This window comes from Cupriavidus sp. 05N39 (assembly GCF_056397325.1).
Window position 1 is genome coordinate 1 of record NZ_JBFTNE010000014.1, and the last position, 16441, is coordinate 16441.

General features: G+C 66.6%; 10 protein-coding genes. 6 read left to right on the plus strand and 4 right to left on the minus strand.

Annotation, left to right across the window (positions count from 1 at the left end):
• Positions 1-311 precede the first annotated feature (311 nt).
• Both AC1DN0_RS09200 and AC1DN0_RS09205 read left to right on the plus strand, forming a co-directional pair.
• Entirely contained in the window at positions 312-1310 is a 999-nt protein-coding gene (locus AC1DN0_RS09200) for a 2Fe-2S iron-sulfur cluster-binding protein (RefSeq protein WP_441628712.1), read from the plus strand.
• A 57-nt stretch (positions 1311-1367) separates the two neighbouring features.
• Positions 1368-2066: a GntR family transcriptional regulator gene (locus tag AC1DN0_RS09205; protein ID WP_477145683.1), complete on the plus strand. Its 699-nt coding sequence runs from the start codon at positions 1368-1370 to the stop codon at positions 2064-2066.
• On the opposite strand, the gene AC1DN0_RS09210 is transcribed toward AC1DN0_RS09205, so the two are convergent.
• Entirely contained in the window at positions 2063-2596 is a 534-nt protein-coding gene (locus AC1DN0_RS09210; RefSeq protein WP_477145667.1) for a DsbA family protein, read from the minus strand. The two genes, AC1DN0_RS09205 and AC1DN0_RS09210, sit on opposite strands and share 4 nt — an antisense overlap.
• 106 nt (positions 2597-2702) lie before the next feature.
• Positions 2703-2963 (minus strand): UBP-type zinc finger domain-containing protein, encoded by a 261-nt coding sequence (locus AC1DN0_RS09215; RefSeq protein WP_441628716.1) that lies wholly within the window; start codon positions 2961-2963, stop codon positions 2703-2705.
• Positions 2964-3228: 265 nt separating this feature from the next.
• Between AC1DN0_RS09215 and wrbA the strand changes: the two genes are divergently transcribed.
• From wrbA to AC1DN0_RS09235, 4 genes are all read left to right on the plus strand, one after another.
• Positions 3229-3849: an NAD(P)H:quinone oxidoreductase gene (gene wrbA / locus AC1DN0_RS09220; RefSeq protein ID WP_441628718.1), complete on the plus strand. Its 621-nt coding sequence runs from the start codon at positions 3229-3231 to the stop codon at positions 3847-3849.
• A 633-nt stretch (positions 3850-4482) separates the two neighbouring features.
• Positions 4483-4638 carry a DUF3309 family protein gene (locus AC1DN0_RS09225; RefSeq protein ID WP_441628720.1) on the plus strand — a complete coding sequence of 52 codons (156 nt, stop codon included), beginning with the start codon at positions 4483-4485 and terminating at the stop codon, positions 4636-4638.
• Between the two features lie 132 nt (positions 4639-4770).
• Positions 4771-13314 carry a GH36-type glycosyl hydrolase domain-containing protein gene (locus AC1DN0_RS09230; protein WP_477145668.1) on the plus strand — a complete coding sequence of 2848 codons (8544 nt, stop codon included), beginning with the start codon at positions 4771-4773 and terminating at the stop codon, positions 13312-13314.
• A gap of 162 nt (positions 13315-13476) precedes the next feature.
• Complete coding sequence (locus AC1DN0_RS09235) at positions 13477-13992, plus strand: phasin family protein (RefSeq protein ID WP_045240143.1); 516 nt, start codon at positions 13477-13479, stop codon at positions 13990-13992.
• Positions 13993-14206: 214 nt separating this feature from the next.
• Here the strand turns inward: AC1DN0_RS09235 and AC1DN0_RS09240 are convergent, their stop codons facing one another.
• Both AC1DN0_RS09240 and AC1DN0_RS09245 read right to left on the minus strand, forming a co-directional pair.
• Positions 14207-14848: a uracil-DNA glycosylase family protein gene (locus AC1DN0_RS09240; RefSeq protein ID WP_441628724.1), complete on the minus strand. Its 642-nt coding sequence runs from the start codon at positions 14846-14848 to the stop codon at positions 14207-14209.
• Between the two features lie 207 nt (positions 14849-15055).
• Complete coding sequence (locus tag AC1DN0_RS09245) at positions 15056-16129, minus strand: porin (protein WP_276286500.1); 1074 nt, start codon at positions 16127-16129, stop codon at positions 15056-15058.
• Positions 16130-16441: the final 312 nt, after the last annotated feature.

Here is a 16441-nt window from a genome sequence, read left to right on the forward strand (position 1 = left end):
AAGGTGTACCAGGCCGTATGGGGCGCCTCGGGATCCGGCGAAAAGAGCGGAAAAGAGGGACCCATGTTTGAGTATCGCCTTAAGGCGATGCGAGTTTGGGTCCCGGCCGCTCTTTTCGCCGGATCCCGAGGGGGTGTCGCCCCATCCGGCGCGCCTTCTTTGCCTACTTTCTTGGCGAGACAAGAAAGTAGGTCGCCCCCCGCAGGGGGGTGAAACCGCCTTTGACTTTAGGTTTTAGATTTTAGGTTTTAGGTTTTAGGTTTTAGGTTTTAGGTTTCAAAGCCCATATCCCCACGCATTCCGAGTCAGCCATGTCCTACCGCATCCATCTCCTCGAATCCCAGCAATCATTCGAAGCCGGCGCCGGCGAAACGGTGCTGGACGGTGCCCTGCGCGCCAACGTGCAGATGGCGCACGACTGCCGCTTCGGCGGCTGCGCCACGTGCCGCGTCAGGCTGGTCGAAGGCGCGGTGGCCTATGACGAGTACCCCATGGGCCTGACCCCGGAAGAAGAGGCCGAAGGCTTTGCGCTGGCATGCCAGGCCCGGCCCACCAGCGACCTGGTGATCAGCACCGCGCGGCCGGGCGAGCCATGCGCCGAACCCGCGCGGCACACCGCCGTGATCCGCAATATCGCGCCGCTCAGCGCCGACGTGGTGCACCTGACGCTGGAACTGCCGCAGGCGGAAACGCTCGACTACCGCCCCGGCCAGTACCTGAAGATCTTCACCGGCGACGGCATCGCGCGCAGCTTCTCGATGGCGTCGGTGCCGAGAGACCGCACGGTGGACCTGCACGTGCGCCGCATTCCCGGCGGCTACTTTACCGAACGCCTGCTGGCCAGCTTGCGCTCGGACGACCGGCTCGACGTGGAGCTGCCTCTGGGCGGCTTCTATTTCCGCAAGGACGACTATCGTCCGCTGGTGATGGTGGCCACCGGCACCGGCCTCGCCCCGATCAAGAGCATCCTTGAATCGCTGATGGACGATCCGGACTGCCCGCCGGTCTCGCTGTACTGGGGCATGCGCACCGCGGCGGATCTCTACATGCACGAGCAGATCCAGGCGTGGGGCGCGCGTCTCTACGATTTCCAGTACGTACCGGTGCTGTCGCGCGCGGACGAGGCATGGAGCGGCCGGCGCGGTCATGTGCAGCACGCCGTCGCCGCCGACCTGCCGGACCTGTCCGAACATGCGATCTACCTGTGCGGCTCGCCGGACATGATCCGCGACGCGCGCGAGACGTTCCTCGCGCTCGGTGCCAGCGGCGCGCATATCTACGCGGACAGCTTCACCTTCCAACGCAGCTGAACCCACGCGCACGTGGCGGGCCAGGCGCTCGCCATGTCGCGCGACCACATGACGAACATGTCCGACCAATCCGGCAGTGTTCCACCCGGCGCCAAGGCGGCGCTTTCCGGCGATAACCTCGGCACGCRCCATTCGCCGCTGTTCGCGCTGGTGACCGACACGCTGCGCCAGCGCATCGTCGGCGGCGCCTACCGCCAGGGCGACCGGCTGGTGGAACACACACTGTCGGCCGAGCTGGGCGTGTCGCGCGTGCCGGTGCGCGAAGCGCTGCGCGCGCTGGCGGCCGAAGGGTTGGTCAGCATCGAGCCGCGCCGCGGCGCCTCGGTGGCTTGCCTGTCGGAGCATGTCGCCAGGGAAATGGTCGAAGTGCGCGCCACCCTGGAGGGCCTCAATGCCAGGCTGGCCGCGCAGCGGCGCGACCCGCGGCTGGTCGCCGAGTTGCAGGAGGTCCTGCGCCAGGGCAGCGCGGCCGCCCGCGAGGACGAGGCCGAGTGCCTGCTCGCGCTCAACTTCCGTTTTCATGAGGTGCTGGGCACCATCGCCGCCAACAGCGTGCTGCAAGACATGATGCGCTCGCTGCGTGAGCGCACCGGGCTGGTATTCGCGCCGGCTCACCACCTGCGCGCCCAGCAGAACTGGGACGAGCACGCGCAGATCCTGAAGGCGGTGATTGCCGGCGATGCCGATCTTGCATCGCTGCTGGCCACGCGGCACGTCTATAGCGCCGCGGAGGCGGCAACGCCCGCCGGCGGCTAGCCAGCCCCCCAGCGGTGCAGCGCTGCGGCGATGGCGTGGTCGAGATGCTCCATGCCGAAGGTCACATCCTGTATCACCCCGTTGACGAAGAAGGCCGGCGTGCCGCGCACATGGCTGGCGATGCCGCTCTGCTGGTGCTCGCGCACACGCTGGAGGTAGGAGTGGGACTTCATGTCGTAGTCATAGCGCTCAAGATCCAGTTCCAGCGCGGCGGCGTACTGCCGCAAGGCCGCGGGCTTGAGTCCGTGATGCCGCTCGAACATTTGCTGGTGCATCGGCCAGAACTTGTGCTGGGCTCCGGCCGCCTCGGCCGCTTCGGCGGCGCCCTYGGCCAGCTGGTGCCAGGCGGTCAGCGGGAAATGGCGGTACACAAAGCACACGCGGTCGTGGTAACGGCTGAGCAGGATCTTCACGCCGCCATAGGCCAGGTGGCAATACTGGCATTCGAAGTCACCGTACTCGACCACGGTGACGTGGGCCGCTGCGCGCCCCAGCACGTGATCGGTCTGGTCAATGGGAGTCGACAGCATGGCATTCTCCTTGCGGGATTGGCGTGTCTGGACTGGCTTGCGGCTTCAGCGGCTTCAGCGCCTTTAGGGGCTTTGGCGGTGTTGCCGGGCATTGGCTGGACGCCCTTCAAGGGATGAACAGCTTGTCGATATAGCACCATCGCCAGGATTCGCCCGGCTCGAACGACTGGATCACCGGATGCTCGGTGGCGAGGAAATGCCGGGTGGCATGCCGGTTGGGGGAATCGTCGCAGCAGCCGACGTGGCCGCAGCACAGGCACAGGCGCAAGTGCACCCATTCGTCGCCGCTGCGCATGCATTCCTCGCAACCGCTTGCGCTCGGTGTGACAGGGTGGCTCAGCGCGAGATGCGGACATGCCGTTGTCATCGCGAATCTCCCTCGTTGACGCGGGCCCGGCAGGCCCGTGCCGCGCGGCACGGGCACATCCCAGGGTATTTCATTGTAGGCGGCGCGGATGCGAAGGGAAGGGTGGCCGCCGTCGCGCGGCGCGCTGTCGTCGCCTAGACTCAAGCAGATGGGCGGCACTGCATACCGTATGTGCGCGCCCCGCGCCGGCGATGATCAGTGCCGGCTACTTCTGTTGCGGACGTCCTCCGGGCGCCTGCCCCTTCCTACACACAGGAGCCTTGTCATGACCTGCAAGATTCAGGTGGTCTTCTACAGCATGTACGGACACGTCTACAAGATGGCCGAAGCCGTGGCGGCAGGCGCGCGCGAAGTTGACGGCGCCGAGGTGGCGCTGCTGCAAGTGCCGGAACTGGTGCCCGACGCCGTGCTGGAAAAGAGTGGGGCGAAGGCCGCCCGCGCGGCCTTCGCCCATGTGCCGATGGCCGTGCCGGAGAAACTGGCCGACGCCGATGCCATCCTGTTCGGCACGCCCACGCGCTTTGGCAATATGTGCGCGCAGATGCGCAACTTTCTCGACCAGACTGGCGGGCTGTGGATGAGCGGCGGGCTGGTTGGCAAGGTCGGGAGTGTCTTTACCAGCACGGCGACCCAGCATGGAGGACAGGAAACCACCATCACCAGCTTCCACACCACGCTGTTGCACCAGGGGATGGTGATCGTGGGCGTGCCGTACACCGAGGCGCGTCTGCTCGACATGAGCCAGATCACCGGCGGTTCGCCTTATGGCGCGTCTACCCTGACCGCGGCCGATGGCTCGCGCCAACCCAGCGAGAACGAATTGGCGATCGCCCGTTACCAGGGACGGCATGTCGCGGGCATTGCCGCGAAACTGATGGCGCGCTAAGCGCGGCTGCCGGAGCCCGGCCCGAACCGGCACTCGTCAGGCGGCGCCAAAGCCACGCGCCCGCGTAGCCGGAATCAGGAAACGTTCCCGCAAAAATATAAGGCGGGCAAYAGGGGCAGAGTATGCGAAGATGAAGGCACAGCGGCGCGCCAAATGTGCGCGCCAGGCTGTGTCGGTACCGGGTCCTCAGTCGCGCCCCGCTCCTTTCCGCCAGGGCTCTCGGTTCCAGTGCCTCCCCGAAGCATGCTGCCATCACCTGGGCCCTGGGCTGCCGATGGTTGTCATGCCATTCTCATCGCTGCGTCTCTTCCCGCAACGAATCCGCTGCGGATCCGCAGCGCTGCGTGACCATACACGGCAGGTCATCTTCTTCCCGGACGGTTTCCGGGCGCTGGATTTGATTCCCGCTTGTCACACAGTCCCGGCGGCCCGGCGGCGCCACACTGTCCGCACTGTCCGTCATCGTACCGACAACATACCCAATCAATGGCAGGGTGACGTTAGCGGTCAGGCCCGTGCCAAGTGACGCGAAGTGGCGCGGCTACCTTTGCCTCGGGCTCGAAGATTCCGGCCCCCCTGGCGAGATAGCTGTGGAGGCCTGGCCGAAACGCGGAGTCGGAAAGGGAGCGTTACATGTTAGGAACCGTATTGCTGGTCGTGCTTGTATTGGTCTTGTTCGGCGTCATGCCGACCTGGCCGCATAGCCGTTCCTGGGGCTATATGCCTAGCGGCGTGCTAGGCGTGCTGCTGCTAGTGGTGGTTGTGTTGTTACTTATGGGTCGCTTATAGGCGACAACGTTCTCGTGAGCGCAACAGTCCGCGAAGCGATCGCATGATGGCCGGCAAGCGCGGAGCTTGCCGGCCAGCCGTTTTCAAGGAGGCGAGTCCGTTTCCCGATCCACGTTGACAACCAAGGCGCGCATGTATTCAGCTCTAGGCCGTACGTTCGAGTATTCCCGCTCGCCTTCGCCGTGGGACGACAAGGCACCCGTACGGGAGGAACTGTTCGGCATCGAGCGGCTGGAGCAGCATGCGCAAAGCCTTGCCGCCGCCCAGCCCGTCACGGCAAAGCCGCCGCGTGTCCGGTCCCTGCGCAGCCGCCTCAATGACAATGCCGCGGTCTTGCTGGCGGCCTACCGGGCCGGCGCGGCGGAGCTGGAAAGCGGCAGGGCGGTTGTGCCCGCCGCCGAATGGCTGCTCGACAACTATCACCTGGTGGAGGCGCAGATCCGCGAGATACGCGACGACCTGCCCCCTGGTTACTATCGCCAGTTGCCCAAGCTTGGCGAGGGGCCCTTCGCCGGCTACCCGCGCGTCTTTGGCCTTGCCTGGGCCTTCGTCGCGCATACCGACAGCCATGTCGATCCTGACACCCTGCGGCGGTTCATTACCGCCTACCAGCGCGTGCAGCCCCTGACCATCGGCGAACTGTGGGCGGTGGCCATCACGCTGCGCATTGTCCTGATCGAAAACCTGCGGCGGCTGGCGGAGCAGATCACTGCCGGGCGCATCGCACGCGCGGACGCGGACGCCTTGTCGAAGCGGCTTCTCAAATCGGGTTGYGCCCGCTCGGCGCTCGATACGGATATCGCCTCGCGCCCGTTGGCGCCTTTGTCGGAACTGTTCGCCGCGCAACTGGCCAAGCGGCTCAGGGACCAGGACCCCCGAACCACGCCAACGCTCGGCTGGCTGGAGGAGCGGCTCGGGCTGCAGGGCGCATCGATCAACGACGTGGTGCGGCACGCCCAGCAGCGCCAGGGCGCATCGAACGTCACCGTGCGCAATGTCATCACCAGCATGCGCTTGATTTCCGACATCGACTGGGCTGAGCTGTTTGAGAGCGTGAGCCTGGTCGACGAGCGGTTGCGCGTGGGCAGCGGCTATGCCGCGATGGATTTCGCCACCCGCAATCTGTACCGCAGCGCCATCGAGCAACTCGCCCGGGGCTCGCCGGCTTCGGAGCTCGAGATCGCCGATCTTGCGCTGGCCACCGCGCGCGCCGCGTCCGCCGGCAGCGCAGATGTGGCACAGGCGGAGCGCATCGGGGATCCGGGATATCACCTGATCGCCGAGGGCAGGCGTGCCTTCGAGGCGTTGATCGGATTCCGTCCCCCTGCACGGCTGCGGTTTAGCCGTATCAATATCGCGCTTGGGATCGGCGGCTATGCGGGCGCGATCCTGCTCGTCACCATCGGCTTGCTCACCGCTTCGCTCTGGTTGCTCGCCGCGGTGGCGGTTCCCGCGCTCTCCGGCGGCTGGCTTGCGCTGGTGGGCCTGCTAGGCCTTGTGCCAGCCAGCGAGGTGGCGACGGCACTGGTCAATCGCGGGATCGGCTGGACCTTTGGGGCATCCATCCTGCCGGGGCTTGAACTGACCGAAGGCGTGCCGAGTTCGCTGCGCACGCTGGTGGCGGTCCCCACGCTGTTGTCGAGCGAAGCCAGCCTGCGCGAGCAGATCGAGCGTCTTGAAGTCCACCACCTCGCCGGCGCCGGCGGCGACCTGACCTTCGCGCTGCTGACCGATGGGACCGATGCCGACGACGAGACCATGCCGGGCGACGCCGCGCTGCTGGCCGTGGCCGTCGAGGCGATCGGCGAGCTGAATCGCCGCTACTGGCCTGGCCCCGCCGGCAACCGCTTCCTGCTGCTGCACCGGCGCCGCGTCTTCAACGCGGGTGAAGGCGTGTGGATGGGCTGGGAGCGCAAGCGCGGCAAGCTCCATGAACTCAACCGGCTGCTGCGCGGCGCCACGGACACGAGCTTTGTCCCCCTTGACGGCCAGCCGCCCCAGGTACCGCCCGGCGTGCGCTACGTGATCACCCTCGATGCCGACACGCGCCTGCCGCGCGACGCGGCGCTCCGGCTGATCGGCAAGATGGCCCACCCGCTGAACCGGCCACGGTTTGACGAACAGCTGCAGCGCGTCACCGGCGGCTACGCCATCCTGCAGCCGCGCGTCACGCCTTCGCTGCCGGTTGGCAGCGAAGGTTCGCTGTACCAGCGCATATTCTCGGCACCGGGCGGCATCGATCCTTATGCGGCAGCCGCATCGGACGTCTACCAGGACATCTTCGGAGAAGGTTCGTACACCGGCAAGGGCATCTATGATGTCGACGCCTTCGAGGCCGCGCTGCGCGGCCGCGTTCCGGAGAATGCGGTGCTCAGCCATGATCTTTTCGAAGGCACGTTCGCCCGGGCCGGCCTGGCCTCGGATATCGAAGTCATCGAGGATTTCCCTGCGCGCTATGACGTCGCGGCCAAGCGCCAGCATCGCTGGACGCGCGGTGACTGGCAACTTGTCGACTGGATTTTCCGCGGCCGCGCGGGCAGCGCGGCGGTACCGATGCTGGGCCGCTGGAAGATGCTGGATAACCTGCGGCGCTCGCTGCTCGCGCCTTCGCTGCTGCTGGGCTTTGCCGCGTGCTGGCTGCTGCCGCCGGGCGCCGCCTTGCGCGGCACGCTGCTCTTGCTTGCGGCCATGGTCATTCCTGTTTTCTTTCCCGGTATGTTTTCCGTGATTCCCCACCGCGCCGGCATCCGGCTGCGCAATCACGTCGGGATGCTGGCCGGCGACCTGCGCGGCGCCGCCACGCAGGTCCTGCTGACGCTCGCGTTCCTGCCCGACGTGGCCTGGCGGATGGCCGATGCCATCGCCAGGACGGCGGCGCGGCTGCGATTCACGCGCCGCCACCTGCTGGAATGGACCACGGCCGCCCAGTCGATGACCAGTCCACGGCTCGACCTGGGCGGCTCTTACCGGCAGATGGCGGGCGGGGTATCGCTGACGCTGGCGGCGATGGCCGGCACGCTTGGCTTCGCCCCCGTTTCCTGGCCGCTTGTGCTTCCCCTTGGATTGCTCTGGCTGACGGCGCCGGTGCTTGCGCTGTGGGCAAGCCGGGCGCCGAAGGTCGGCAGGCGGCTGGTAGTGTCGGACACGGACGCGCGCGAGCTGCGCCTGACCGCGCGCCGCACCTGGCGCTACTTCGAGACCATGGTGACGCCGGCGGACAATATGCTTCCGCCCGACAATTTCCAGGAGCAGCCAAGACCGGTCGTCGCGCACCGGACCTCCCCCACCAATATCGGCCTGTACCTGCTCTCCGCCATTGCCGCGCGCGACTTTGGCTGGAGTGGAACGGCGGCGACGGTCGAGCGGCTGGAAGCGGCGTTCTCCGCCATGCGCAAGCTGCCGCGTTCCCATGGCCATTTCTACAACTGGTACGGGACGCTGGATCTGCGCGCGCTGACGCCTGCCTATGTCTCATCGGTGGACAGCGGCAACCTGGCCGGCCACCTGATCGCGCTGGCCAACGCCTGCGAAGAATGGACCGATGGCGCGGCGGCGCCGGAGTTCCGGCTTGGCATGATGGACACCGTCAGGCTGGCGCGCGAGGCCATAGCCGGACTGGCCATAGCCGGCAGCGAGCGCGCCGGCAAACTCAATGAACTGCTTGAGCAGGTCGAAACCCAGCTCGATGGCACGCAGGCCATGGCCATGCTGATGCCCGCGCTCAAGCGGCTCACCGAGAAATGCGCGGGCATCGCCCACGACATCCTGCCCGCGACGGGCGATGACAGCCTCGCCGACCTGGCGTTCTGGATGGAGGCCCTGCGCAAGACCGTGGCCGAACATGAGCAAGACCGGGTACAGCGGATCGACGCGCCGGACTTGCTCCGCACGCGCCTGAACGCGCTGGCCGGGCTGGCGCGCGAGATGGCGCTGGGGATGGACTTCGCGTTTCTCATCGACGAGGAGCGCAAGCTGCTGTCGATCGGCTATTCGCAGGACGAAAACCGCCTCGACGTCAGTTGCTATGACCTGCTGGCGTCGGAAGCGCGGCTCGCCAGCCTGTTTGCCATCGCCAAGGGCGATGTGTCCACGCGCCACTGGTTCCGACTTGGCCGGACCGCCACGCCGCTGGGCAATGGATCGGCATTGATTTCCTGGTCCGGGTCCATGTTCGAGTACCTGATGCCCTCGCTGATCATGCGCGCGCCGGCAGGCAGCCTGCTCGAGCAGACCAACCGGCTGGTGGTGGAACGCCAGCAGGCCTACGGCCGCTCGCTGGGCGTGCCGTGGGGCGTGTCCGAATCGGCATACAACGCCCGCGATATGGAGTTTACGTACCAGTACTCCAACTTCGGCGTGCCGGGGCTGGGCCTGAAGCGCGGGCTTTCCGACAACGTCGTGATCGCTCCGTATGCGACCGGTCTCGCGACCATGGTGGACCCGCAGGGCGCGCAGCAGAACTACGCCCGTCTCGCGCAGATCGGGGCAAAAGGACGTTACGGCTTCTACGAGGCCCTGGATTTCACCCGCTCCCGGCTGCCGGAAGACGAGGAGTTCGCCATCATCCGCAGCTACATGGCCCATCACCAGGGCATGACCATCGTCGCCATCGCCAATAGCCTGCACGGCGGGCAGATGCGGGAGCGCTTCCATCGCGAGCCGATGATCCAGGCCACCGAACTGCTGTTGCAGGAGCGCATACCGCGCAATGTCGCCATTGCGCATCCACGCGCCGAAGAGGTAAAGGCTTCCGCGGTGGAGGCCGGCAACGAAGATGCCACGGTGCGCAGGGTCTCGGGGGCGCCGGCCGGCGCGCCGGTCACGCATCTGCTGTCGAACGGGCGCTACGCGGTGATGCTGACCGCGGCCGGCGCGGGCTACAGCCGCTGGCGCGATCTTGCCGTGACGCGCTGGCGCGAGGACGCAACCCGCGATGACGCTGGCAGCTTTATCTTCCTGCGCGATACGCAGAGCCGCAGCGTCTGGCCGGCCGGCGCGCAATTCGCCGGCGGTGACGCTGAAGAGAGCGGGCAGGGCAGTGAAGTGGTCTTCGCGGAAGATCACGCGGAGTTCATCCGGCGGGATGGCAGCCTGACCACCACGCTCTCCATCCTGGTCTCCGGAGAGGACGACGGGGAAGTCCGGCGTGTCTCGCTGGCAAACAGCGGGCGCCGTGCGCGCGAGATCGAGCTGACTTCCTATGCGGAACTGGTCCTGGCTGTGCAGGCCGCCGACGTCGCGCATCCGGCCTTTTCCAAGCTGTTTGTCCAGACCGAATACCTGGCCGAGTTCGGTGCGCTCGTTGCCACGCGCCGTCCGCGCTCACCCGCGGAGCCCGAGATCTGGGCCGCGCATTTCACGGTGGTCGAAGGCGAGGTGGTTGCGGATCCCCAGTACGAGACCGACCGGGCGAATTTCCTCGGACAGGGGCGTGCTGGCAGGATCGCCGATGGCATCCGGGATGGCGACCCCCTCTCGGACACGGTCGGCACGGTGCTCGACGCGATCTTCTCGCTCCGGCAGCGCGTGCGCGTCGCGCCGGGCCGGGTTGCCCGGATTGCCTTCTGGACGCTGGTGGCGCCGTCGCGCGCCGCACTGCTGGACCTGATCGACAAGCATCATGACCGCAGCGCGTTCGAGCGGGCCAAGACCCTGGCCTGGACCCAGGCCCAGGTCCAGTTGCGCCATCTCGACGTCAAGGCGGACGAGGCGGCGGATTTCCAGCGCCTGGCGGCGCCGATCCTCTATGCCGATTCCCGTTTCCGCGTTCCGTCGGAGGCGATTGCGCAAGGGGCGGGGCCGCAGTCCGGGCTCTGGCCGCATGCCATCTCCGGCGACCTGCCGATCGTTCTGTTGCGCATCGACGAGATCGACGATATGGCGCAGGTTCGCCAGCTGCTGCGCGCACACGAGTACTGGCGCATGAAGCGGCTGGCCGTCGACCTGGTCATCGTCAATGAACGTGCCTCTTCCTATATCCAGGACCTGCAGATCGCCATCGAGACGGCGGTGCGTAGCAGCCAGTCGCGGCCACGCTTCGGTGACGAACTGGCGCAAGGCTCGGTCTATACGCTGCGCGCGGACCTGATGCGCGTCGAGGCGCGGGCCTTGCTCCTGTCGGTCGCCCGCGTCGTGCTGGCCGCACGCCGGGGCTCCATCGCCGAGYAGCTAGCCCACTTGCCGCAGCCGCCGCAGCGCGCCGCTCCCGCGCGCGGCCAGGCTCCGCGTCCGTCGCCAATGCCGCCGCGGGCCGCGCCGGACCTTGAGTTCTTCAACGGGCTTGGCGGCTTCGACAAGGACGGGCGCGAGTATGTCATCGTGCTCGATGGCGCGGCCTCGACACCCGCGCCGTGGATCAATGTGGTCGCCAATCCCGGCTTTGGCTTCCAGGCCTCGGCGCAGGGCAGCGGCTACACCTGGGCGGAGAACAGCCGCGAGAACCAGCTCACGCCCTGGTCCAACGACCCGGTGCTGGATCCGGCCGGCGAGGCGATCTACGTCCGCGACGAAGACAGCCTCCAGGTCTGGAGCCCGACCGCGCGGCCTATCCGCGACGGCGGCGCCTACACGGCCCGCCATGGACATGGCTACAGCCGCTTTGCGCACCAGGCCAACGGCATTGCGCTTGACCTGCTGCAGTTCGTGCCGCTCGAAGACCCGGTCAAGATCTCACGCCTGACCTTGAGCAACCTGTCCGCCGGGCGCCGCCGGCTTTCCGTCACCGCTTACGTGGAGTGGGTGCTTGGTACCGCCCGCGGCGCCTCGGGCCCGTTCATCGTGACCGGGATCGACGAAGCCACCCATGCGTTGCTGGCGCGCAATCCCTGGAGCACCGCCTTCTCCGGCCGCGTCGCCTTTGCCGATCTCAGCGGCAGGCAGACGGCCTGGACCGCCGACCGCACCGAGTTCCTGGGCCGCAACGGCGGCACCGAAGCGCCCGCGGCGCTGCTTGGCGCCACGCCATTGTCCGGGGCGGTGGGCGCGGGCTACGACCCCTGCGCGGCCTTGCAGTGCTTCGTGGAGCTCGCTCCGGGCGAGACGCTCGAAGTCGTTGCCTTGCTCGGAGAGTGCGCCTCCGTCGCTGAGGCGAGGGCACTGGTGCTGCGCTATCGCGCCGCCGATCTCGACGCGGTGCTCGATGCCGTGACGGGACACTGGGACACACTGCTTGGCGCGGTCCAGGTCAGGACGCCGGACCGCGCGATGGACATCATGCTCAATGGCTGGCTGCTGTACCAGACCCTTGCCTGCCGCATCTGGGCGCGCTCGGCGTTCTATCAGGCGAGCGGCGCCTATGGCTTTCGCGATCAGCTGCAGGACAACATGGCGCTCACCTTTGCCAGGCCGGCGGCCACGCGACAGCATCTGCTGCGGGCAGCGGCGAGGCAGTTTGCCGAGGGCGACGTCCAGCACTGGTGGCTGGCGCATACCGGGCAGGGCGTGCGTACCCGGATTACCGACGATTGCGTCTGGCTGGCTTTCGCCAYGGCGACCTACATTTCCTGCTCGGGCGATGCGGCGGTGCTGGATGAGCCGGTGCCTTTCCTCGACGGGCCGGYACTTGGCGCCGACGAACATGACACCTTCTTCCAGCCAATGACCGCGCAGGATTCGGCCTCGCTGTTCGAGCACTGCGCCCGAGGCATCGAGCGATGCCTTGCCTTGACCGGGGAACACGGCCTGCCGCTGATCGGCGGCGGCGACTGGAACGATGGCATGAACCGGGTCGGGGCCGGCGGCAAGGGCGAGAGCGTCTGGCTTGGCTGGCTGCTGGCACGCACCCTCGCGCTCTTTGCGCCGCTGGCCGATACACGTGATGCCGCTCGCGCCGCAAGCTGGCGCGCACACGCGGCAGCGCTGGGCGAGGCGCTGGAGCGCCATGGCTGGGACGGCGGCTGGTATCGCCGCGCCACCTTCGACGACGGCACCTGGCTGGGCTCGAAGGCAAGCGCGGCTTGCCGGATCGACGCCCTTACCCAGTCGTGGGCCGTGCTGTCGGGCGTGGGCGATCCCGCGCGCGCGGCGACGGCCATGGCGTCGATGGCGCAATACCTGGTGCGCCGCGATGAGGGGCTGGCGTTGCTGTTCTCGCCGCCATTCGAGGGCGCGTCGCCCGATCCCGGCTACATCGCAGCCTATCCGCCCGGCGTGCGTGAGAACGGCGGGCAGTACAGTCATGCCGCGATGTGGTCGGTTCTCGCCTTCGCCAGGCTGGGCGAAGGCGCAAAAGCCGTCGAACTGTTCTCCATGCTCAACCCGATCCACCACGCAAGCACGCCCGCTGGCGTCGAGCGCTACAAGGTCGAACCCTATGTGGTCGCGGCCGACGTCTATTCCGTCGCACCCCACACCGGACGCGGCGGATGGACCTGGTACACCGGCGCGGCCGGATGGATGTATCGCGCCGGGGTGGAGGGCATCCTGGGTATTCGCCGCGAAGGGGCCTGGCTGGTCGTCCAGCCGAGCATTCCGGCGGCGTGGCCGGGGTTTGACGCTGCCATCAGCCTGGGTGCCTGCCACTACGAAATCCGCGTGGAGACGCTCGCGCCCGGTGCTGGCGGCGGGCATGCGGTCCTTGACGGGCTGGCGATCCGCTGTGGCGAAGGCACGGTGCGCGTGCCGCTGGATGACGGCAGGCACAGGCTCCTGCTATGCATCCGGCCGGCGGTGGAGTAGGGCGCATACGTGGCATATCGCGCGGCCGGAAACGTCTTTTTGAATTCGCTTGACTCCTGGTCCAATGAGCCTATGATGTGTCCAATTGCTGCAACGCAGCAAAGGTGATGCCGCCCACGGAAAACTCTTCGAAAGCGTTGGATCATCCTCAGGAGTTATTACATGGCACAACCCTCGCAAGCCCAATCCCAAGCCCAGGCCCAAGCTCAGTTCTTCGGTTTCCAGCAAGCTAACCTGGACCTGTTTGTCGCGCTGGTCGGTCCCCTGGCCCGCGGCGCCGAAAAAATCACCGAATTGAACATGCAGGCGGCCAAGGCAAGCCTGGCGGACGGCGCGGAATACGTGCGCGAAGCCAGTCAGCAATCCGTTGGCGGCGTGTCTGGCTTCAAGCCGGAACTGACCAATGCGTTTGGCCAGAAGTTGAGCGCCTACGCCGGGCACATGAACGAAATCATCACCGCCACCGGCACCGAGTTCGCCCAGGTAGCCCAGCGCCAGATGAGCGCCTACGTTGCGCAGACCCAGGAAGCACTGGCATCGCTTGGCCAGAATTTCATGTCGAACACGAACGGTTCGTTCCCTGGCGCCGGTGCTCAGGGTTGGGTCGCAGCCTACGAGACGGCACTCAAGCCGATGCGCGAGGCCATGGAATCCGTCACCGCTTCGGCTACGAAGTAAGGCGGCGCGCCGGGCACTGCCCGGCCGCTGCGCGGTACAAGGCTGTTGCTGGAAGAATCTGCGCCCGAGTGGCGCATTTTTTTTGGTTCATCGCCGAACTGCGTGAGCGCCAGGAATTAAGAAGGGCCAGACAGCTACCGATGTCAGGGTGTCGTGTTCTTCGCGGCATCGGCAGTGGGGGGAGTCGCATCTGGAGGACGCCTGAGAACCCAGGCTAGTCGCGCCGACACGCCAGGACGGTGGCAACCTGCTGGCGCAGTACCGGCAGCAACTCCCTGGCGAACCAGTCATTGCGCTTGAACCACCCCTGGTTGCGTGGTGACGGGTGCGGCAACGGCAGATAGCGCGGCCCATGCGCGGCAAAGCCCGCCACCGTCGGCGTCACGCCACCGCGCGCAGCGGCGCCAAGAAACCGCCGCTGCGCATATTGCCCGACCAGCAGTGTCAGTTCAATATCCGGCAGGCACGCCAGCAACGCGTCCATCCACAGCGGTGCGCACTCCTTGCGCGGCGGCAGGTCGCCGCTGGCGCCGCGGCCCGGATAGCACAGGCCCATCGGGATGATGGCGATGCGCGCGGGATCGTAGAAAACTTCCTTATCAATCCCCATCCACTCGCGCAGGCGGTCGCCGCTGGGATCGTCCCAGGGGATGCCGCTGGCATGCACGCGCGTGCCGGGCGCCTGGCCGACGATCAGGATGCGGGCCGGGGTGGCGGCTTGTACTACGGGGCGGGGGCCAAGCGGCAAGTGCGCTTCGCAGCTGCGGCAGGCGCGCACGCGCGCCAGCAGGGCATCGAGGTCCGGCAGGCTGGCGGCTTGCGGAACCATTGCGTGGATGTGGGAAAGGGGCTTCATGCTTTGCTACGGCCCATTACGGGGGGACGCCAGACCATAGCATAGCGCGCGCTGCGATCGGCCATCTGCCTTCGCGCCTGGAAAGAGGCATGCCGGATGGCGTCCGGCAAGCGCGCAGTGGCGTTCGTCGCTATGAAAGGAAACGGCCGGTCAGCAATGACCGGCCGTCATGTATGCGCACGCACGCGCCGTGCGCCTTGCGCCGGATCAGAACCGGTGCCGCACACCCACCCCAAAGCTGTCGGCATGCGACTGGTCGCTCAGCTTGTCGTAGAAGTAGGCAGCATAGACATCGGTGCGCTTGGACAGGTTGTAGTCGTAAGCCAGCCCAACCGTATTGCGCTTGAAGTCCGCGACATCGTTCCTGGTCTTGTCGTAGGCGTACGAGACCAGCACGTTGCCGTTRCCCAGCGGCACCGAGGCGCCGACCTGGCCGTTGGTGTGCTTGATGTCGCCGGTGGCGTTGTTGACGCTGCTCTTGATGTACTGGCCCTGTGCGAACAGCTTGACCACCTTGAAGTCGTAGCTCACGCCCACCTGCACGGCGTTCTGCTTGTCGAACCCGGACAGTGCCGCGGGCGAGGTCACGTCGCCCGGCACGCTGTTGAACTTGACCTGCTGGAAGGCCACCGTGGCGCCGAAGTTGCCGTTGAAGTAGAGCACATTGCCGCCCCACTTGTTCTTGCCGACGCTACCCGCCTGCTCGCCGAAGGCGTAGATGGCATTGGCGGTGAGGCCGCCGAAGTTCGGCGTGGAGTACACCAGCGAGTTGCTCCAGCCCGAGTCGCCGATGATGCCCGGGTCGTACACGCGGCCGTTGCTGGCCGAGAAGTACGTATGGAAGATCGCCGGCGAGAACACATAGGAGTCGACCAGCGGGTTGAAGAGGATGGTCGAGAGGAAGTAGGGCGTGGTATTACGCCCCATCTTGACCGTGCCCAGCGTGGCGCTCTGCAGGCCGACGTAAGCATTGCGGGTGAACAGCGCATCGCCGTCGAAGCGGCCCTGCTTGCCGGTGTCTGGGCGCAGGAAGCCGTTGAGGTCGAAGATCGCCTTGAGGCCGGTGCCGAGATCCTCGGTACCCTTGATGCCCCAGTACGAGGTTTGCATGCCGCCGCTGTTGACGCCCCAGGCGCGGTCCGCGCCGCCTGCCTTGGTGGCGCCCACGTAGGCGTCAACCATCCCGTAAAGCGTGACGCTGGATTGCGCCATCGCATGGCCGCAGAGCAAGGCTGCGGCCATGACCGCCAGTTTCATGACCGGCTTGAACTTGTGTTGCATAAAGACCTCCATGGTTGACCCCGTTCTCTTTCGTTGCTGGCTCTGTCGAATTCTCCGGGCACGACAACGCCCCCGCGGGGACAGGCCCCGGCTATTTAAAAAGTGCGTGATCTGGAAATGGCTGGCGCGGGAATGCGCCGGTGGCTAACGGCGCTGGCTCATGCTTGTTGCGGGATTCTCATCTTGCTGTGGTTGCTGTCGTTGCTTTCGTAGGTGTCCGGGCCGGGCCGGTGGCGCCTGGCTTGACTGCATTGAATGTGCGATGGATGCAGTTTGCGGCAATTCGATTGCATGCAACCAGCACTTATTTCT

What these genes read in the sequence shown, in the direction of transcription:
- AC1DN0_RS09235 (WP_045240143.1), top strand. Translation starts at nt 13,477, where the DNA reads ATGGCACAACCCTCGCAAGCCCAATCCCAAGCCCAGGCCCAAGCTCAG.
- wrbA (WP_441628718.1), top strand. Translation starts at nt 3,229, where the DNA reads ATGACCTGCAAGATTCAGGTGGTCTTCTACAGCATGTACGGACACGTC.
- AC1DN0_RS09225 (WP_441628720.1), top strand. Translation starts at nt 4,483, where the DNA reads ATGTTAGGAACCGTATTGCTGGTCGTGCTTGTATTGGTCTTGTTCGGC.
- AC1DN0_RS09240 (WP_441628724.1), bottom strand. Translation starts at nt 14,848, where the DNA reads ATGAAGCCCCTTTCCCACATCCACGCAATGGTTCCGCAAGCCGCCAGC.
- AC1DN0_RS09215 (WP_441628716.1), bottom strand. Translation starts at nt 2,963, where the DNA reads ATGACAACGGCATGTCCGCATCTCGCGCTGAGCCACCCTGTCACACCG.
- AC1DN0_RS09200 (WP_441628712.1), top strand. Translation starts at nt 312, where the DNA reads ATGTCCTACCGCATCCATCTCCTCGAATCCCAGCAATCATTCGAAGCC.